The organism is Martinezella tropici (genome assembly GCF_008370325.1).
Lineage (GTDB): Bacteria > Pseudomonadota > Alphaproteobacteria > Rhizobiales > Rhizobiaceae > Rhizobium > Rhizobium tropici_B.
The window spans coordinates 70422-89640 of record NZ_VNIP01000013.1; the positions used below are offsets into that span (position 1 = coordinate 70422).

Here is a 19219-nt window from a genome sequence, read left to right on the forward strand (position 1 = left end):
CGATGGGAGCACCTCGCTTTTTTGTAAAGTGGAGCGCCGCCTACTTGATCTTATCCTTCAGGGCTGAAACGTCTTCCATCTTCAGTTCGCCATCGGTGACGATCTTGCCGTCTGCGATCTTCCAAAGACGGAAGGGGCCGGTGATGTCACCATACTGATCGAAGGAGACCGGGCCGATGACACCTTCGTAGCGGATCGGCTTGCCTTCCTTGATGAGGCCGAGCGCCTTGGCGAACTCTTCCTTGCCGGCATAGATCGGCGTGCCCTTGGGGTCGACGACCCTATCGATGTCATCCTTCAGCTTGGATGTGTCGTCGCCGGCGATCGCCAGCGCGAGACCGACGATCGCGCCGGCGTCATAGGCTCGGTCAGCGGCCGGGTTGGTCGGCTCGATGCCCGAAAAATCCTTGTAGTTCTTGTTGAAGTAGTCAGTCGATGGCGTCGGCGTCGTGCCTGAGGAGGTGCCATAGGCGTCCTTCAGATAGTCCGAGCCGACGGAATCGATAAAATCCGGGCTGTTCATGCCGTCATTGAGCAGGAACTTCTGCGGGCCGCCTTGCGAGATCCAGGTGCGGGCGATGGTCGCGCCGTCGACCGGCGTGCTGACGAGATAGAGGCCGTCCGGATTGCCGCCCATGCCGGCGGTGACTTCCGAGGCATAGCTCGACTGCTTCTCGTTATAGGGTGTCGTCGAGACGATCGTGCCGCCGAGCGCCTTATAGGCCTTTGAGAATTCGGCGACCATGTTGACGCCGAAATCGTTATTGACGTGGATGATCGCGAGCTTCTTGAAGCCCTTGTCGATCGCGTATTTGGCGGCGGCGATACCTTGGAGCGAATCCGATGTGATGGTGCGGAAGAAGATACCGTTGGTCTTGCCGTCCCGGCCAAGCGCCGTCAGTGTCGGCGAGGAGGCGGCGGGCGACACCTGCACGATCTTGGCCGGCGCGGTGACCGAGGTCAGGATCGGGATCGTCACCGAAGAAATGATGCCGCCAATGATGGCCGGTACCTTCTTGACCTGGACGAGCTGGGTCGCGGCATCAACCGCGACATTGCCCTGGCTCTGGCTGTCGCGCGTATCCGTCACCAGATCGCAGCCATGAGCGCCGCCGGCGGCGTTGATGTCGCGGAAGGCCATCTCGACGGATTTTGCGCCCGCCTGACCGTATTCGCCGGCCGGGCCGGTCAGTTCCATCACGAGGCCGACCGTGACCTTGCAGTCCGCAGCATTGGCAGCGCCGGCTGCAGTCAGAAGGGCCAGAGCCGTGGTAATTTGAAATATCGTCTTCTTCATCTTTGTTCCCCTTGTTCGGTCAACGATTTTCGCTTCTGCTTTTTAGAACCTGTCAGGTCTCCGGCATCTGCAGCCAGGTTTCATGCAGATGCTGCCATTCGACGCCGTTGGGTGCCGATGAACTTGCGGTGAAGAGCGCGCTCGCCTGGCGCCGGCTGTATTTGCCGGCGCGAGACTGGGCTTCGACATAGGTGAGAACGATAGTATCCGCAGTTTCGTAGCGCGCGCGGATATCCGAAATCTCGATGGTGAAATTGCCCCGAAACGTCGCCCGGTTTGCCCGGATCAGCTCGATGGTCTCAGTGCGGTCGAAGACGCGGCCGGTCGGGGGGATCATGTGAAAAGCCTGGCCGAAGGTGCGCTCGCAGTGGCCGAAATCGGTCTTGTCGGCGGTTGCGGCGTCATACCAGGCTTCGAAGAAGCGATGGAAATCCAGCACTTCGGCGCTGGCCTTGCGGAAGAGGGGCGATTGCTGGCTCATACCTTCCCCGCATTGAGATTGTAATGCATGATCGAGCCGTGCCGGCCTGTGCGATCGCGCTCCAGTGTATAGACGTCGCCTTCAAGGCCAGGACTTTGGGCGATGATGCTGGCGATCTGCCGGCGGTCGTCGTCCGAAAAGGCGATATCCATAATCTTGGCATTGGCAAGCGCATGTGCCTGATTGCGGGCGCCGACGATGACGGCGGCGACCTGCGGCTGCTCCAGCACCCAGGCGCTGGCAATCGTGGCGATATCGACACCATGCTTGTCGGCGATACCCCTCAAAGTGCCGAGCAATGATTGAAACAGCTCCCAACCGCCGAAATCATCGATGATCAGCTTGTATTTGACGAGCGAGCGGTTCTCGAGCGGCATTTCCGGTTCCGACTGGCCCAGCCATCTGTCACTCAGGAAGCCGCCGGCCACCGAACCGTAGCAGAGGAACTTGACGTTATTCTCGGCGGCGAGCTTGGCGAGGCTGCGCGACGGCCGCTGATCGAGAACGGAATACTGCAGCTGTTGGCTGACCAGCGGAATGCCGGCTTTAAGGATCTCTGAAATATGTGGCGTGTCGAAATTCGTTGTGCCGACATTGCGCACCTTGCCTTCGCGGCGCATCTCGTCCAGCCAGCTCAGGGCTTCGAGATAGCCGGGCAGGGAGTAATCCCACCAATGAAACTGCACCAGATCGAGCTGTTCGGTCTTCAGCTTGCGCAGCGACTTGTCGACAATGCCACGAATATAGTCGCGGCTGATTGTTGCCAGCTTCTCCAGATCGGGCACGAGTTTGGTGTGGACCTTCATCGCGCCCGCGGCTTCCGCGCCGCGCTCGTTGCGAAGCCGCTCGCGCGCCTCGCCGATCAGCTCCTCGACGCCCGTATAGATGTCGGCGCAGTCATAGGTGCAGATGCCGACGTCGAAGGCGGCGATCAGGTCGGTCACGGCCTGGGCGCGATCGATGGCGCCATGTCCTCCGGCAAGCTGCCAGCCGCCGCGGATGACGCGGGAAATCTTGTATCCGGGGTTGAGCTCAAAAGTCTTGGCGGTCATACGGTTCATTCTCCTTCGGGCAACGGCACAGCCGTTGTTTCGGCATGGCTAAACCGCCGTTTGCCCGTCCTGACGATGCGCAGCCGGCTCGCGCAGTTCGGGTCGGGGCAGGCGATTTCCGCATCCGAGGTCATCCAGTCATTCTTGTGAGTGGGCCGTTGCTTGGCCGCCAGCAGCGGCAGGACGGCTGAAATGGAGTAGATCGAAAAGCCTTGCCCCGCAGGCAGGGACAGCATTTCGCCCTTGAGTTCGAAATAATCGCCCTGCTTGGCGCCGCAATAGATCGGCTTGCCCTCTGGAATGACGGCTTCGACCCTGAGGTCGAAAAGCTCAAAACTGTCATCGCTTGCAGCCGTCATCTCAGATCTCCGCGCGCTCGAAGGTGACGTCGCAGGCGCCGTTACGGCGGATGACGCCGCAGGCTACCGCGAAATGCTCGCGCTCCTCCGGGCGCACCTGTGCGACGACGCTGCCGGCAAGCCAGCCGATCGGAAAGAGCAAACGGGCGCCGGGTCCATAGAACAGACCGATATCGAAGATCGCATCCGGATTGCCGCCCCACATGCGCGGCGGCACGTAGCTCAGCACGATATCACCTGGCTGCGGCGTCAGCGTTGCGTTTTCGGCGGGCAGGGCGTTCGCATAGGAAGCACCCTTCAGATGCGCCGGCGGGATTGGGCATGAGATTTCCGGGCCGGTCCACATGGCGTGAATGCCACCGACTACACGGGTTTCGCTGAGGTAGCTCCAGAGAAAGGCGGCATTGTCTGGCGCCTTGGCGTCCAGCAGAGGTGCCAAGACACTGAGGCCGGAACGTGGTTCGGTGATCTTGATGGCGCGTTGGCTCATGCGGATTGGCCCTTTTTGGCTTCGGCTTCCAGTTTGCTGCGCAGGAAGGTGAACGGCCGGCTGATGTCTGCCACCAGCGCATCGCGAGCGCCCTTTGCATCCTGCGCGGCGATCGCCTTGACGATCGTGCGGTGATAGTGGGCGGTATCGACCTCGCCGGCATCCGAGAAGGCGTAAATGGCGACGCGGATACAGGGGCCGGATTGCAGCCAAAGGCTTTCGATCATCGGGATCAGCACGGCCGAACCGCAGGCGCGATAGATCTCGAAATGAAAGGCTTGATTGAGCGTCACCTCGCGGTCGACGTCCTTCTTGTGCTTCAGCGCGCGCATCTCGTCCCATTCGCCGAGCATGCTTTCGATGGTCGTAATCTGGCGCGGCGTCATGCGGGTCGCTGCAAGCGCGATCGCCTCGCCCTCTATCAGGATGCGAGCGCGCAGAAGGTCGTCCATGCGCTCCAGCGTGATCGGCGGTACGCGAACGGACCGGTTGGGGAGAGCTTCCAGCGCTTTTTCCGTGATCAGCCGACCGAGAGCCTCGCGCACCGGCATGGTGCTGGTCATCAGCGCGTCGGCAAGACCGCGGATCGTCAGCACCTGGCTCGGCTCGAACAGCCCGCCGATCAGCGCGCGGCGCAGCTCCAGATAGACCCGGTCCTGAACGGTTTCTCGCCCCACTGGCGCAAGCTGTGCGGCAATCGGATCGCTCTTGTCGGCGGTGGCCTTTTGCATTCGACATCCCTTTTTCGGCTTGCGAAGAGGATTAAAGCTGATTAGCGTGATCAATGCAAGTGTGATCACAAATCAAATAACCAGGGAGGCGGCAACAATCGCCTTCCGGCCAGAGGGATCTCATGAGTACGACAACCGAACGGCATGGGGAGGAAGCCCGGCCCGTTCTGACGGCCAAAAACGTGGTGCGGCGCTTCGGCGGCCTGGTGGCCGTCAACGACGTTTCTTTCCATGTGCGCCAGGGTGAGATCCTCGGATTGATCGGTCCGAACGGCGCCGGCAAGACGACGATGTTCGACCTTCTGGCCGGCAGTGTTGCGCCGAGCAGCGGCGAAATCGTCTTGAATGGCACCGGAGTCGCAGGCGAGGCAGCTCATCGGCGGATCAGTCGCGGCCTCGGTCGTACTTTTCAGATCCCGCGGCCCTTTCCCAATCTGACGCTTCTCGACAATGTGATGCTGGCCGCCCAGCATCAGTCAGGCGAGCGCCTGCTGTCGAATTTCCTGCGGCCGTGGAAAGTCGCCGCGCAGGAGAAGGCGGCCCATGCCAAGGCGATGGAACTGCTCGACCTCGTTCACCTGACGCGTCTGGCGCATGAGCCGGCCCGCGTGTTGTCGGGCGGTCAGCGCAAACTTCTGGAGCTTGCCCGCGTCATGATGGCTGATCCGGCCCTCATCCTGCTCGACGAGCCCGCCGCCGGCGTCAACGCGACCCTTCTGGAAACGATCATCGACCGCATCCGCGATATCAATCAGCGCGGCGTCACCTTTCTTCTAATCGAGCACAATATCGATATGGTGACGCGCCTGTGTCACCGCGTGCTTGTGATGGCGAGTGGCGAGCTTCTTTGCGAGGGCACGCCGGAAGAGGTCGCCCGCGATCCGCGCGTCATCGAAGCCTATCTGGGAGGCGCGGCATGAGTGAACCGGTCTTGAGCGTTCGCAATCTCGTTGCCGGCTACGAGCCGGGTGTTCCGATCGTGCGCGGTGCCTCGATTGCGGTGGGGGAGAAGGAAATTGTCGTCGTGCTCGGTCCAAATGGCGCCGGCAAATCGAGCTTCATCAAGGCCATTGCCGGTCTTGTTCCGGTCGAAAGCGGCACGGTCGAGCTGGCCGGCAGGGATATTACGAGTGCTCCCGCCCACACCATGGTGCGGCTCGGCCTCGCCTTCGTGCCGCAGACGGAAAATGTCTTCCCGCTGATGTCCGTCGAGGACAATCTGAAGGTCGCCGGCGGCATTCTGAAGCCGAAAGACGTGCCTGCTCGCATCGAAGAAATGTATGCGACCTTTCCGGATCTTGCTCGTCATCGCCGCATCGCCGCCGGTAATCTTTCGGGAGGCCAGCGGCAGATGCTGGCCGTCGCGCGTGCCCTTATCGTGCATCCGAAGCTTCTCGTGCTCGATGAGCCTTCAGCGGGCCTCTCGCCAAAATTCGTCTCGATGGTCTTCGACATGCTGACCGAAATCCGCAAATCCGGCGTTACCATTCTGCTGGTCGAGCAAAATGCCAAGGCAGCGCTTGCGATTGGCGATCGCGCTTATGTCCTCGTCGAGGGCAAAGACAGGCATGAAGGCGTGGCTTCCGAACTTTGGAACGATCCTGTCGTTGCCGAACTCTATCTCGGTCAGCGACCGGCGGCTTCAGCAAGGGGAGGTGCGGCATGAACCTGCAATTCATCGTCGACGGATTGCTGACGGGCTCGATGATCGGTCTTGGCGCCATCGGCGTGACGCTCACCTACTCGATCTTACGCTTTTCGAACTTCGCCCATGGTGATTTCATGGCCTGGGGCACCTACGCGACGCTTGCCGTGGTCAGTGCGATCGGCGCTGTATTCGGCAAGGTCGCACCCATTGGCCCGCTCTCTTTCGGCTGGCCGCTGCTCGTGGCGGTGATCGTGGCAATGGGCTTTACCGGCCTCCTTGCCCTTGCACTCGACAAGGTGCTGTTTGCGAAACTGCGCGCCAAGGGCCAATCGATCATCGTCGTCATGGCGAGCTTCGGCGCTTCCATGGCTTTGCGTAGCCTGCTCGAATTCCTCTTCACCTCGCGGCCGACCTATTTCAGTCGCGCCATCCAGATCGCCATGCCCGTCGGCTTCGGCATTCGCATCACCCCAGATCAGATTGCCCTTTTGATCGTCACGGCGCTTCTGGTCTTCGGCGTGCATATGCTGATGACAAGGACGCAGACGGGCCGCTCCATGCAGGCGCTGAGCCAAAACCCGGCGCTTGCCCGCGTCGTCGGCATCGATGTCTCCAAAGTCGTACGCGTCACATGGCTGATCGGCGGAGGGCTCGCCTGCGTTGCCGGCGTCATGATCGGCATTCTCGTGCAGATCCGTCCGCTGATGGGCTTCGACATGCTGCTGCCGATGTTTGCCGCCGCTATTCTCGGCGGTATCGGCAGTGTGCCGGGCGCGGTTCTCGGCGGCCTCATTATTGGTCTTGCCGAGGCGGCCGCAGTTCAGCTTGTCGGTGCGGAGTGGCGTGCCGCCATCTCCTTCATCATCTTGATGGCGGTGCTGTTCATTCGGCCGATCGGCCTTTTCGGAGTGAGAGAGCGATGATGGACATTATTGGCTACGGCGCTTTCTTCCTGACGACCGCGTTGATCTTTTCCTTCATCACGCTCGGCCTGAACCTGCAATGGGGCCTGACCGGCCTCTTCAATGTCGGGCTCGCCGGCTTCGTAGCGATCGGCGCCTATACCTCGGCCTTGCTGACGACGCCCGATACGGCCGGGCGGTTCGGTGGGTTCGATCTGCCGATTCTCGTCGGCTGGCTCGGCGCGATGATTATCGCCGGTCTTGCCGCCGCCATCATCGGCGTGGCGACGCTCCGGCTGAAATCCGATTATCTGGCGATCACGACCTTCGGCGTGGCCGTCGTCGTCCAGCTCGTGACGCTGAATGCGCAGAGGCTGACAGGCGGCCCCTTTGGTGTCGGCTTCATTCCTCGCCCATTTTCTGGCCTTGCCGAAACGCCACTTCTTTTCAACTTGGCGAATCTCGGCGTCGTGACTGTCGTAATGCTGATCGTCTATTTCGCGCTCGAGCATCTGGCGAAAAGCCCCTGGGGACGCGTCCTCAAGGCGTTGCGTGAGGACGAGCGCGCCGCCATTTCTCTCGGCAAGAGCGCTCGCTTCTACCGCGCACAGGCCTTTGCCGTCGGCGGTGCGATCATGGGACTGGCCGGCGCCATACAGGCACATTTCATCGGTTTTATCGCGCCGGACAATTACCTTCCCATCCTGACCTTTCAGGTCTGGGTCATGCTGATCGTCGGCGGCTCTGGCAGCAACAAGGGTGCCATCGTCGGCAGCGCTCTGGTCTGGGCTATCTGGGCCGGTTCCGGTGCGCTCACGAGTATCCTCTTTTCGCCCGAACAACAGGCTCGTGCGGCATCGCTGCAGATCGTAGCGATCGGCGTCATGCTCTGCATCATCCTGCTGGTGCGTCCCGGCGGCCTCTTCGGCGATATGCCGCGGCGGCGATCGGCGGTCGCATCGCAGCCGAAACCGGCTGTGGATGAGCTAAGCGACAGGGCGTCGTAACGCTTACCGATAACCATTGGTGAGAAGCAGGAGAATGGAAAAGAAGCCCGATAGGAGCATTGCCGAATGCCAGTAGCCAAGCCGTGATGTTTGATAATCAAAAGGAGGTCGCGCCCAAAAAGAAACCCGCCGACGCGGGTTATGTTAGAAATTCGAGCGCACGCTCAATTCACATTGCCATTTGGGCGGTATGGCTGCGCCAGCGCGGACTCCAGCTCAAAACGTTAGCTCCTGATATACGCGCTGAACCTCCGCAAACTTGCAAAGCTGAAACCCCGCGTGAAGACCACGGCCTTCTCGCCGGTTATCTAGCGGAGGGCCACTGGCCTCGCTACCTTCGACCGGCTTCGTCGATGGTATCGGTGCAATGCGGCCCTCCCACGGATCGACCATACCAGTCGAAAATCGGTGGAGTATGTCAGCCTGGCCTTTGTTCGGATAGGCACTTGCGGCCCGCTGCCATTGCCTTGTAGGTCCCCTTGAGATCGACGATAAAGGCGCCCTGGGTTTGCGGAAATACGGTCATCGTGTATCTCTTTGCCACGTCGCGTTTAAAACCCGGGTCGTCTGTCAAAATGTAACCGCCCGAATATCCGCCTTTGAGTTTTCCTGCCGTGGTGGTCACCACGCCATGATAAAGATGGTGGTCGATAGCGACGAAGATTTCCTTGGCCCCGTTCTGGATACCTATATCCAGCTTTGTGAACACACCGAGATAACCGACCGACTGGTCCGCGGCGACGCCCATTTGTACCGCACCTGGGCCGAATGTCCTGACGATCAGGCAATCTCCGCGTGTTTTATTTGCGTAGACAGTCCAGCCCTCGACATCCTCCCCATATTTGACAAGCGGATCGCTAGCCTTGGGAAGGGGATTTTCTTGTGCGTAGACTGCCGTCGCAGAAGCAAGTGCCACTGACGTTGCTAAGATGAATGCCGTAAAATTTCGCATGGTTATCCCTCAGTTGTCCTCAGATGTAAGCGCTGTTCTCAGGCCATGGCCTTGAGCTTCGAGGCGCGGATATCGGCCACCGGCAAAAAGTTCATCAATTTGGCTGTTAGGGATCAGCCATTGACGATCCTGGTAAGGACGTCGGCAAGATATCTCCGCACCGATTTCTTATGTATATTTCACCTTCACCTCATTGATCGTTCCACTGAAGGCGAAAGGTGCCTTCTCAAAGTAATCAAGCACCTGTGTGAACACGAGCGAGCCTGCCTGAACATGTGCGGCCCACCGAGATAGTCGCTGGCGTCGGGTTTGATCTTCGAAACGGTGCCGTGGCCGGTGTCGCTGATCCTCGCCATTGAGCGAACTCGCCCCTGGGTCACCGCAAATGGCTGCGATTGTCCATGAACAGACCGCCGAAGAATACGTGCGGCAATGGTCGCCCTACGAGAGCCTGCGCCTCGGATACGGATGAACGAATGGCGCGGGAACGACATTGTCCACCACAATCATGGCAAACCGGCCAATGGGACCGAAAGGACCTTACTAAGCAATTTTCTCATCTTCATTGCTCCGCTTCTCTCAAAAACTCGCTGCTAGGATCGGCGGCGGCCCGTTCGATTTTGCGGGCATCCGCCGAGATGAGCACGTCACATCGGCACGAACTCGCCGGGCCGCCAGCTCTTGTCGAACCAGGGTTCGAGCGGACCATAGAGCCGAAGCAGCGTGTACCACCCCTTGCCAGGAACGGTCTGGATCCAGTTCGCTTGCTTGCCCTCCGGGGCGGTCGGACTGAAGTAGAGGTCGACCGAACCGTCGGAATTCTCGATGAGCTTGTCGCGCTTGTTGTTCTTGCTGGGGAAGGTCTGGCCCGTCTGTAGCTCGGAGCGCGTCTGCGGATCGTAGATCACCACCGACCAGAAGTCCTTGGCTGGCGCATTGGCGGGAATGCGAAGCGTGTAGGTCTTCGCGCCGTCCAGATAGTCGCCGTTCGCGTCGGTCGCAGAATAGGCGTACTGGGAGCCGGCGCCGACCATTTTCTGCACCATGGCTGGCGTGTTGACCGTCGCCTGATAGAAGAAGAGAGTCCTGGCGTCGAGATTGCGGCCGCCCGCGCCTTCGTCCCGGAGCCACTGATAGCTTCCGCCCACGAAGGCCGTGCTCCAGGCGCTGTTCGGATAAAGCCGGACGCCGTCAAGGCGCGGGCGGAGCACCAGCGCGCGGGCGGTTGCATTACCGATGGCGACCGCGTCGGTCAGCAGCTTCTTCATCCGCTCGTCCGGCGCGAAGGGCTTGCCCTTCTGGATGCCGATGGAGGCAAACAGGCCGAGCATTTCGGGGTCGAGCATCGAGGTTGGCTCACGTTCGATGACAGTGTGGAGCTCCTCGAAGAAATCGAAGTTGTTGGCGTGGATGGTGTTCCAGGACTTCCGCGATCCGTCGATGAACTCCATCGCCGGCGGGGTGTCGCGCTTGTTGAGCGGATAGACCTTCAACCCGTTCTTGAACGAGGCGACCGCGGCGTCGGGTTTTCCATCTACCAGGAAACCACGCAGGATCAGCCAGTTCACATAGCTGGTCGACTTCGAGACAAAATACTTCTCGCCCTCGACCTCAGCCTCCATGCCGCCGACAGGCGGATTGAGATCGCCCTTGTAGTCGGGCGGGAGGATCAGGTACTTGCCACCCTTGCCCCGATCGAGGCCGGGAGCGCCCATGTCGGCCACGAAGCGGAAAAAGGCATCGTTGACCGTGCCTGGGCCGGAGCCGGCCGGAATCTGGACGACCGTCGGTCCGTCCTTCTGCAGATCGAGCATCGCCATGCCATAGACGGTATCGGTGTTGCCGGTCAGGAACAGCGGCGCGGAGTCCATCAGTTGTTCGATAAGGATCACCTTGTTAGACGCATCGGCGCCCATTTTCAGGGAACCAAGCCGAATACTCTCGATGGAGGCGGCGGGAATGCCGTTGAGGAAGGTTTCGACGCCACGCATGAGGTCGAGATTGTCATAGAGCTTGTCAACCGTGACCTTGTCCGGCATCCCGTCGAAAAAATTCAGGGTCCCTAGCGGGGTTTCCACCTGATCGGGGGTCATGATCGCTTCGGGGATCTTGTAGTTGTAGCCGGGTGTTTTTTCCGAGGCGTCGGCGGCCCACGCAGCCGCACAGCCTGCGATCGTCAATATCAGCGCGTGGCGCCAGGCTCCACCGACCCATCTCGGCATCATTCCTGTCGTTTTTTTCCCTTGAAGGGTCCTTCCTTCGCTTCGCTGACCAATTGTGAAGTCCAACAGCCTTGTGCGCTTTGTGCGACTTCCTCTCCGGAAATCCTTGCCAAGCAGATATATTTCGAGGGAACGTCTTACCATTTTACGCCATGTCCAATTCTAGTTGTTATGTTTGCGAGAAGTGGTCAAGTCATTGAATTAGGCTTGGTTCGCTGCTGGATCCGCAGCCTCCTTCATCTGAATCATCTGCTGTGCAGCGGCTGCTGCGTCCGAGGCCCCGCCCTCGACATGAACGGTCGGTCTGGCAATCTTGATGCCGTTCTCTGCGAATGCCTTCTTGATCATCATCAATGCCCGCCGCTTGATCGAGAACTGGGCGCCCGGCTTGGTCATCAGTTTCATCTTCAGTTCGATCGCGAAATCGCCAAAGTTGTCGATACCCTGCAGCTTGAGCGGCTGGATCGTATCGGCCGCGAACTCCGGATCGGCCGCCAGATCCTGACCGATCTTCTTAATGAGCTTGCGCGCCAGATCGACATCGGAATCGTAGGTGAGGCGGATGGTCATCTTCTCGATCACCCAGTCGCGGCTCATGTTCTGGACCGCACCGAGTGCACCGAAGGGAACGGTGAACACCGGGCCACGGTGATGCCGCAGCCTTACCGACCGCAGGCTGAAGGATTCGACCGTGCCCTTGTAGGACCCGCTCTGGATGTATTCGCCGACCCTGAAAGCGTCATCGAGCATGTAGAAGACGCCGCTGAGCACATCCTTCACAAGGGTCTGTGATCCGAAGCCGACCGCCACACCGAACACGCCGGCGCCGGCAATCAACGGCCCGACTTGCACGCCCAGGCCCGAGAGGATCGTCAGCACCGCTACCACCGCGATGAACGCCGCTAGCGCATTCCGGAAGATCGGCAACAGCGTTCTGAGCCTTGCGCGCCGGGCGGCCTCCTCCGCGGTGCCGCCCGCCTGTCCGGCAAGGTCGAGCTGGTAGTCGATCAGTCGCTTGGACAGCTGCCAGAGGAAATCTGCGACCAGCAGGATCACGACGGCGTTGAGCACGCCGGGGACGGCAATCGCGGCGGCGGCGCTGCCAGCCACTCTGGCTGCCATGATGCTCCAGATATAGGCGAGCCATGCGACCGCAGCGGCAATCACTGCCGCCCTCGCGCCCCTCTCGATCAGGACACCGAGTATGACGCCGACGGCTCCGGCACGCCTGGTCCGACGGGCCAGTGCCTGCGCGATATTGCCCGCACCCCGCACCGCGGTTGGCAGCACCAGCGCAAGGATGCCGAGCCACAGCAGACCGAGCAGACCGGCCACCCAGACCAGCCAGAGCACGACAAGGCAGAGCGTCAACAGCATGCGCCTGACGAGGGATGCAGGTCTGTCCGGCCGTCGCCAGACCACCTCGATTGCCATCGCCAGGATAGCCAGACCGAACAGGAACGCCGTGAGCGCTCTCACCTCGTTCGAGAAGCCGAGTGCCGGCATCAGGCTGACGACGGCCCAGCCGAACAGGAAGATGCCGGCGATCTGGCTTGTGCGGGGGAGCCAGAACGACAGAGCCGACCCGCCCGTCCCCATCGGTGCAACCTGGTCCGGCGTGGCGCCGTTGGCGGTGAGGGGAATTATCCAGCGCGCGATGATGCGGACGGCTCGGAAAGCTATGAACGCAACGAGCAGCGTCACGACGATCCTGCGCAGCAGGGGCATCCAATCGAACGCCAGGAATGCGCCGACGCTCGCCAGCGCGAAGGTGAGCAGGCAAATCAGATCCGGCAGTGCGGTGCCTGCCGCTGCATCGTCAACTGGCTTGCGCGCATGATCCAGCGCCTGTCGCACGAGCCACTCCGCGCCGAAACCGATCGCGATCAGCACCACCAGTATGCCAATCACCAATCCCGGCTGGCCGGCGTTGACCTCGCGCGAGACGACATTGGCAGCGTTGGCGAGCTCGCTTGGAATGCGGGGGAAGGCAGCCACAAGCGCGCTGACGCGGCTGTGAAGCGCAGCCCCCCATTGCGTAACGGCGTCGCTGACCGAGGGATCGTTTTGCTCGGGTGGAGGGACGGCCTTCCCTTCGAGCCAGGCCTTAAGCTCCGGGTCCTTCATGAGCTCGAGGAACTGCTGCGCCTTGGCGGGCGGCAGGTCCGGGCCGGTCTGTTGCGCCCAGCCGGTGCCTCCGAAAGCGACGAGCGCGATCCACACGAGGAAAATTGTCAAAGCGAAGCGCACGGCCGTTTCTACCCCCTTCAGATCGGTTGCGGCATCGTCCTGCCGAACAGGTTTGATCGTTGAGCTCCCCGGCCGGACGCATTGACGACCGGGTTCTATTCGTTCGCTCAATCCCTAAGCGTCATCGGACACGTCGCAGCTATTCTTCCAGCGGCGCGATGATTGGGCTGGTCTCATCGAAATGCCATAAGGAAGTTGTCGAAATTCACTGGTAGCTCTGTGGTGCTGTCACTTGGGGCAGACGTCCCAGAAGCCCGTCGTCTTCGCAGGCGACGTATAGTACCAGCACTGGCCTGAATGCGGTGGGTTGCCCGCGATAGCCACCGCGGATGCGCCTGCCACGAAGCCGATTGCGGCGCCAGCGGCGATCGCACCGCCTGGACGCCAATAACGACGGGGTTGGGCCACGACGACACCTCGTCGCGCCGCACCATATGCGGGCGGATGACGATGGCCCACGGCGGCACATCCCCGTGGCCCGCAGGCTGCGGCACCGCAGCCTCTGGGGCCGCATGCGGCGACCGCCCGCCGTGCTTCGGCGGGCGTCGCTCCGAACATCGGAGCGGAGATAAGAAGAAGCACCGCGATTGCGGCAATGACGTTGCCGAACGCTTTGAAGAGTTTCATCGGTTCACTCCCTTTAGTTGGTTGTTTCCGTCCGCGCGAACGAACGTTTAGGCACGTCGGACCCGAGGTCCTCGTTTGATTGCGCATGCGCCTGTCCGGCGACTGCCAATACGGTCATCATCGCGAGGGCGCTTTTCTCGAATGTCATGCAGATCACCCTAGAAATGTACGGCAAGGCCGAGGATCGGGCCTTGCTGGACGACGTCGAAGACGAACCCGTCGTTGCTGTAGTTCACGCCGAGCGCGCGATAGCCGGCGACTGCGGAAATCGTGTCGTTGAACTTGTAGCCGAGCCCGACCTGTACATCCCAGTCGAGGTCGGCACCGCCGGCACCGACGAGACCCCATCCGGTCAGGTAGATTTCCGGTGTGAAGAAATAGTTGCCGCGAATGCCCGCCACGGCGTCGACCCAGGTCGCGCCGTCTTTCGCCTCCCGTCCGCCAAGGATGCCGCCGTTGAAGCCGATCGTGTTGTCGACCGACCAGAGCCGCGCACCGACGACGACGTCGAGATGTCCGGCCGGATCGTCGATGACCGCGTAGCCTGCGCCGAGCAGTCCGGCAAAGGTCTTCGAGGTGACGTCGACGCTATCGGCAAGGATACCGTTGCGCGTTTTGGCGTCGGCCCCGAGCTTCGTGTAGATGACGTCGCCGACGACGCTGAAACGCTCGTATCGCGCTTCTCCTGCCGCCATGAAGGCGAAATCGATGTTCTGGATCACGTCGCCGAACGACGAGTCGAGGTGAACCTCGGGAAGACCAAAGGAAGCGGTATCACCGGAAATTCCTGCCAGCCAGAAGTACGGGGCGACGGTGAACTGCCACCCATCGGGTGTGCCTTCGACCTTCGCATTGGTTGCCAGCGGCGTCAGGTCGGCTGCGTACCCAAAGTTAGGGACGAGGAGCGCGATCAAAAGCAGAGCAGCGGACGACAGCAAATTCTTCATGCGAATATCCTTCAGCCGGTGTCCCCGTGTCGATGGGAACGATGCGAGATTGTCCGAAAGCTGAGTGATCCATAAGTAGGTTACAGTTACTTACGGCTGTTCGGGTCGACCGCAACGAGCGGAGCGGTCACGACCTTGCTCGCAACTTCGGCCGCCCCGCTCGCCGCAACCGCGATCGCATCGCCGACGCCGACACGGCTATCGGTCAGGCTCTGGCCCTGCGAAATACGCCCCCCGATCAGGCGGACGATCTCGGGGGACTCGGCGAACTTGCCGTGGTTCAGGCTATCTCCGGCCTTGATCTTCGTCAGGTCGATGACCTTGATCTTGCTGTCGGCGAGTTCCTGCTTGTAGGGAGCCTGTTCCGGATCGATAGAGCCCAGCCGGGAGACGCCGCCCCAGACCCGCCGGGAAAAGGCGAGCGCCTTGTCGTCGCGCGAGACGAAGAGGGTGAATTGTGGATGCTGTTTGCCCATGTCGGTGATCTGCTGGCGGAAGACGTCGACGTCGACGTCCGGGGCCGCCAGCATCACATTGTGGAATTTCCCGGGCAGGTGTCCGTTGCGGATCGCCATCTGCCGCAGTGATTCCAGCGCCAGCCAGTTGCCCATCGAATGGGCGAGGATCGAGACGTCCTTCACCTCGGGGTCCTTGGCCAGATACTGGAAGAGTTGCTCCAACGCGTTGCGAGTGTAGTTGGTGCTTTCCCGGTCGTAGCCATATGCAAGCAGTTTGCCGCGAGACGGCCAAGTCACCAGCACGGGCGCGCTATTCACGCCGGAATCGTGGATGATCTGGGCGAAGCGATAGACCGAGTCCTCGAAGCGGTTGTTGAACCCGTGGATGAAGACGAGCACGCTTCCATCCTTGTTCTTGCGGACCGACGCGCTCAGCCAGCTCTGCGCCTGCTCGCGCGAAATCTCGTCGGCCTTCAAAGTGGCGAAATCCGTGGCCGGGTTCGACGGCAACCGTCTGGGCCACGCGACCTCTCCGACCTTGCGGACACTGTCGGGCGGTATCGAGATCGTCAGGTCCGCGAAGGATGGTGCGGCGGCGCGCTCTCCGTTGTACATCTCGCCGGGCACCGTGGAACGGGCGCGGGTGGTGGTGATCAGCATGTCGACCTTGCTGGCGGTCGGGGCGGTCTCGGCGACGGGAACAATCACGTCCTTGGGATGGCCGGCACAGCCATACAGCAAACCGAAGAGAACCCCGCATGCGGCCAACCGTCCAACTCGAAACACGTCAATCTTTCTCATGCCCAACCGCCTATGGAAAACCCAATTTCGGTCGGACGCTACACGAGCGGAGAAGGATTTTAACGTAACCTCTCGTATATTCTGTCGGCTTTCCCCCTCATGGAGCCGAGGAGGGGGCGGTCGACGCAAGCGCGGCAATATCCGCCTCGGCAGGTACGGGAAGCCCCGCCGTCCGGGCATCGGCGATCAGTCGAGCGCGGTCCTCAGCGGTGAAGTTCCGTGCCTTGAGTTCGGCGACGATGTTCGGCGCGAAGTCCGGACGCATTCGGTCGAAGAGCGCGGCTTCCCGATGAGCGTCGTCAATCATGCCGGCGTCGGCGTAGATGACCGCGGCCACAGCGTGAAAGAGCGGAAACTTCTGCAAGTCGGCCTGCTTGATGTTCATGACCGCAAGCGCGCGGTCGCGGAGCATGTAGGCGGCCAGCGCTCGATTGCCCTGATAATATCCACCACCACCAGGATTGAGGGCAAGCGCACGGTCCAGCATCTCGGAGCCGCGCTTCCATTGCCCGCTCATCGCCACTCGTGTTCCAAATTCCCCGAGGAGTTCGGTGTCGTTGGGATTGATGGAGACGGCCTTCTCGCCGATGCGCAGCGCTTCCGGGACCTGCTGGTTGAAGAACAGGGCGGTCATCAGCGCCTGCTGGCCGCGGACATTGTCGGGATCGAGCTGGACGGCGCGCCGGGCGGCCTGAAGGCTGCGTTCGATGGGAGACGGAGCGCCCGCCATCGTGTTGAAACGGAAACGATCTTCGTCGAGATAGATGATCGAGAGCATGGCCCAACCCGTGGCGAAGGACGGGAAGCGCGCGACCGATGTTTCCAGACAGGCGCGCACATGCGCATGCCGCTCGGCGCTCAATTCTCCTCGATATCCATAAAATTCAAGGGCGCATTGATAGGTTCGAAGATCGTTCGGGGGCGGGTTTGTGGCGTCGGCTTTCGCCATAATGCCATAGGGCTGTGCGATGGCCGTCGCCACCTTGTTGGCGACGTCGGACTGGATCGCGAACAGATCGCCCGACTGCGTGTCGTCGTCGTAGTCCTGCGACCAGAGGATTGCGCCGTTTTCCGTGTCGAGGACGCGCGCCGTGGCACGTATGCGGTTGCCTGACATGCGCACGCCGCCCGCTAACAGAAACCGCGCCCCGAGTTCCTTCCTGATCTGCGAGGGCGCGACGTCGGCAGGCAGGCTCTTCGACGTCTCCCGACCGAAAACCCTGATTTCCTTGAAGCGGGGAAGTGCCGTCAAAAGCTCTTCGGTCAGCCCAGCGGAATAGAGATCAGCGTCTCGACCGCCGCCCAGATTGGCGAAGGGAGCGACGACGAGCGTCGGCTGGTCGTGGCCGACACGGGATGAAAGCGCAAAAATATGGATGGCAGCCAAGAGGCCGATCGCGACGCCCGCGGCAAGGGTCAGGATAAGGGCCGCGGTGCTTACTCGCCAGTCGATGCGGCGGCGGGTGACTATGGTTGCGGGAGCAACTGTTTCAGGCGATCGGTCCACCTCGGCAGGCGCGGGTGTGACGGTCGTGAACGTCGGAACGTAACCGCCTTTGGGAATGTCGATGCGAACCAGGTCATCACGACCGGCGGTCAGGTAGTATCGCTCCAGTGCACGCCGCAGCTTGCCTGCTTCTATCCGGACGACAGGGTCATCCTGGGTGTAACCCTCGAACCGTTTGAACACTTCGACGGCGATCGTGTATCCCTTGATGCGATCGCCGCGACCCTCGAGTGCCTCCTGCACGACATACGTGAGGAATGCTGCGCTTCGGCCGACCTTGGGAAATTCCGGGCTCGCAACAATGCGTTCGAGCTGGGCTCTGACGGCCTCGGAATCGAGAGGAGGGCAATGCAGCGACAAATCGTTTGACGGCACGGACGTCTGCATGGCCATATCCCCACCCACTCTCGAGAAACACGACTGCTCGAGATTTCTCTGCCCAATCACCGTTGCAACCTACCGTATATTAGCTGCGCAGTCCATGAGAGAGAACTTAACGATCCGATCAATCGATAGTCCGTCGAGATGTAGCTTACAGTTATATACTTGCATTGCTTTCGCCAAAGCACAGGATGAAGGTGCCGCCGTAGCGTGAACCCGCGCATTTGGGAGGTTCAAATGGGCTTTGACGTGAGCTTCGCTAAAAGCCGGTTCCCTCTCCGAGCGGACGTGATCGACATGCTCGCACGCCGAAGCGAAAGCTTTCGTGAACTGTGCAACGACTTCGCGATTGCAGACCAGTTGCGTCAGGCGTGGCAGGGTAGCTCCGAACCGGGCGACGCGCAAAGGCACGCTGAGTTGGTGGAACTGGTCGATAGCCTACGAGCGGAAATCGCCGAGGCGGTCGACAATGCCTCGGTCTTTCCGTTTCGCCGGAAAAGATCACATCCGTCACAAGCATGAGCAGCGAAGCATGTGAATGTCCAAACGGTTCCGCCCATCGAACGGCACACTCTATGCACTCTTGCTGGCGGGCCAGACCATCGCCGCCTCGGCATTGTTCATGAAGGTATTCCCGATCTTCCACGACGTATTGACCCATCTTGGAGAGCGGCTGACCCTGGACATTGCGGATCAGATCTCTATCACGGCAGTCGCGGTCACTCTTCACTGCTGCTACTGGATACGGCTTGGATGGGTCACCGTCACTGTGCCCTTCAAGAGCACGCTCATCTCTCATCTATGTATCTTTATCGGGCGGCTCAGCTTCCTGTTTGGAGGCGCGCTCTTTTCGGCGGTTTTCTTCAGGCATGTCCCCGAACTGGATGTCCTTCCGACCTTCGAGCAATCGGCGGTAAAACTGTCTTACATCGCGCTGATCCTGTTCGGCCTCTTCTGCTATTCGCTCGAACTCGACCGTCTTGGAAAGGCGCTCGAACCGGATCCACTGTAGGCAGTCGTACCGTTGGTTACTGTAACCTACTTCCATTCCGCCTTGGGAAGCGCAACGCATGGCGTCGAAGGTCAAAGTAGATCGAGGGAGAATTC

At 60.8% G+C, this 19219-nt stretch carries 19 protein-coding genes; 6 read left to right on the forward strand and 13 right to left on the reverse strand.

What is annotated here, in order from left to right:
- Positions 1-40 precede the first annotated feature (40 nt).
- Genes FP026_RS25285 through FP026_RS25310 form a run of 6 tightly spaced genes read right to left on the reverse strand, consistent with a single transcriptional unit; the run spans position 41 to position 4410 of the window.
- Positions 41-1297, reverse strand: coding sequence for an ABC transporter substrate-binding protein (locus FP026_RS25285; protein WP_149637332.1), 1257 nt, complete (start codon positions 1295-1297; stop codon positions 41-43).
- Between the two features lie 52 nt (positions 1298-1349).
- The gene (locus FP026_RS25290; protein WP_149637333.1) at positions 1350-1778 is read right to left on the reverse strand and encodes a hypothetical protein; all 429 of its coding nucleotides are present in this window, start codon (positions 1776-1778) and stop codon (positions 1350-1352) included.
- Positions 1775-2830 carry an aldo/keto reductase gene (locus FP026_RS25295; RefSeq protein WP_149637334.1) on the reverse strand — a complete coding sequence of 352 codons (1056 nt, stop codon included), beginning with the start codon at positions 2828-2830 and terminating at the stop codon, positions 1775-1777. The genes FP026_RS25290 and FP026_RS25295 overlap by 4 nt, the downstream gene beginning before the upstream one ends.
- A gap of 5 nt (positions 2831-2835) precedes the next feature.
- Complete coding sequence (locus FP026_RS25300) at positions 2836-3189, reverse strand: TIGR04076 family protein (RefSeq protein ID WP_149637335.1); 354 nt, start codon at positions 3187-3189, stop codon at positions 2836-2838.
- 1 nt (position 3190) lies between these two features.
- On the reverse strand, positions 3191-3679 hold the full coding sequence (locus FP026_RS25305; protein WP_149637336.1) for a DUF3830 family protein: 489 nt from the start codon (positions 3677-3679) through the stop codon (positions 3191-3193).
- On the reverse strand, positions 3676-4410 hold the full coding sequence (locus tag FP026_RS25310) for a GntR family transcriptional regulator (protein WP_149637337.1): 735 nt from the start codon (positions 4408-4410) through the stop codon (positions 3676-3678). Before FP026_RS25310 ends, FP026_RS25305 begins: the two co-directional genes overlap by 4 nt.
- Positions 4411-4532: 122 nt before the next feature.
- Here FP026_RS25310 and FP026_RS25315 point away from each other — a divergent pair, with 122 nt between their 5' ends.
- Genes FP026_RS25315 through FP026_RS25330 form a run of 4 tightly spaced genes read left to right on the forward strand, consistent with a single transcriptional unit; the run spans position 4533 to position 7967 of the window.
- Positions 4533-5330, forward strand: a complete 798-nt coding sequence (locus tag FP026_RS25315; protein ID WP_149637338.1) for an ABC transporter ATP-binding protein — start codon at positions 4533-4535, stop codon at positions 5328-5330.
- On the forward strand, positions 5327-6076 hold the full coding sequence (locus tag FP026_RS25320) for an ABC transporter ATP-binding protein (RefSeq protein ID WP_149637339.1): 750 nt from the start codon (positions 5327-5329) through the stop codon (positions 6074-6076). The genes FP026_RS25315 and FP026_RS25320 overlap by 4 nt, the downstream gene beginning before the upstream one ends.
- Positions 6073-6981: a branched-chain amino acid ABC transporter permease gene (locus FP026_RS25325; RefSeq protein WP_149637340.1), complete on the forward strand. Its 909-nt coding sequence runs from the start codon at positions 6073-6075 to the stop codon at positions 6979-6981. Before FP026_RS25320 ends, FP026_RS25325 begins: the two co-directional genes overlap by 4 nt.
- Entirely contained in the window at positions 6978-7967 is a 990-nt protein-coding gene (locus tag FP026_RS25330) for a branched-chain amino acid ABC transporter permease (RefSeq protein WP_149637341.1), read from the forward strand. The genes FP026_RS25325 and FP026_RS25330 overlap by 4 nt, the downstream gene beginning before the upstream one ends.
- 418 nt (positions 7968-8385) lie before the next feature.
- Here FP026_RS25330 and FP026_RS25335 read toward each other — a convergent pair whose 3' ends face one another.
- The 7 genes from FP026_RS25335 to FP026_RS25365 form a co-directional block, all read right to left on the reverse strand.
- Positions 8386-8919 carry a hypothetical protein gene (locus FP026_RS25335; RefSeq protein WP_149637342.1) on the reverse strand — a complete coding sequence of 178 codons (534 nt, stop codon included), beginning with the start codon at positions 8917-8919 and terminating at the stop codon, positions 8386-8388.
- Between the two features lie 647 nt (positions 8920-9566).
- Positions 9567-11144, reverse strand: a complete 1578-nt coding sequence (locus FP026_RS25340; protein ID WP_149637343.1) for a DUF1254 domain-containing protein — start codon at positions 11142-11144, stop codon at positions 9567-9569.
- A gap of 198 nt (positions 11145-11342) precedes the next feature.
- Positions 11343-13391 carry a mechanosensitive ion channel domain-containing protein gene (locus tag FP026_RS25345; protein WP_432444151.1) on the reverse strand — a complete coding sequence of 683 codons (2049 nt, stop codon included), beginning with the start codon at positions 13389-13391 and terminating at the stop codon, positions 11343-11345.
- A gap of 228 nt (positions 13392-13619) precedes the next feature.
- A complete protein-coding gene (locus FP026_RS25350) occupies positions 13620-14018 on the reverse strand; it encodes a hypothetical protein (RefSeq protein WP_149637344.1) in 399 nt (132 codons plus the stop codon).
- A 158-nt stretch (positions 14019-14176) separates the two neighbouring features.
- Positions 14177-14965, reverse strand: a complete 789-nt coding sequence (locus FP026_RS25355; RefSeq protein ID WP_149637345.1) for a hypothetical protein — start codon at positions 14963-14965, stop codon at positions 14177-14179.
- An 86-nt stretch (positions 14966-15051) separates the two neighbouring features.
- Positions 15052-16224, reverse strand: coding sequence for an alpha/beta hydrolase (locus FP026_RS25360; RefSeq protein WP_149637346.1), 1173 nt, complete (start codon positions 16222-16224; stop codon positions 15052-15054).
- Positions 16225-16321: 97 nt separating this feature from the next.
- Positions 16322-18118, reverse strand: a complete 1797-nt coding sequence (locus FP026_RS25365; RefSeq protein ID WP_188112683.1) for an adenylate cyclase — start codon at positions 18116-18118, stop codon at positions 16322-16324.
- 231 nt (positions 18119-18349) lie between these two features.
- Here FP026_RS25365 and FP026_RS25370 point away from each other — a divergent pair, with 231 nt between their 5' ends.
- Together FP026_RS25370 and FP026_RS25375 are read left to right on the forward strand one after the other, a co-directional pair.
- Positions 18350-18634 (forward strand): hypothetical protein, encoded by a 285-nt coding sequence (locus tag FP026_RS25370; RefSeq protein ID WP_149637347.1) that lies wholly within the window; start codon positions 18350-18352, stop codon positions 18632-18634.
- A 16-nt stretch (positions 18635-18650) separates the two neighbouring features.
- A complete protein-coding gene (locus FP026_RS25375; RefSeq protein WP_149637348.1) occupies positions 18651-19124 on the forward strand; it encodes a hypothetical protein in 474 nt (157 codons plus the stop codon).
- Positions 19125-19219 lie beyond the last annotated feature (95 nt).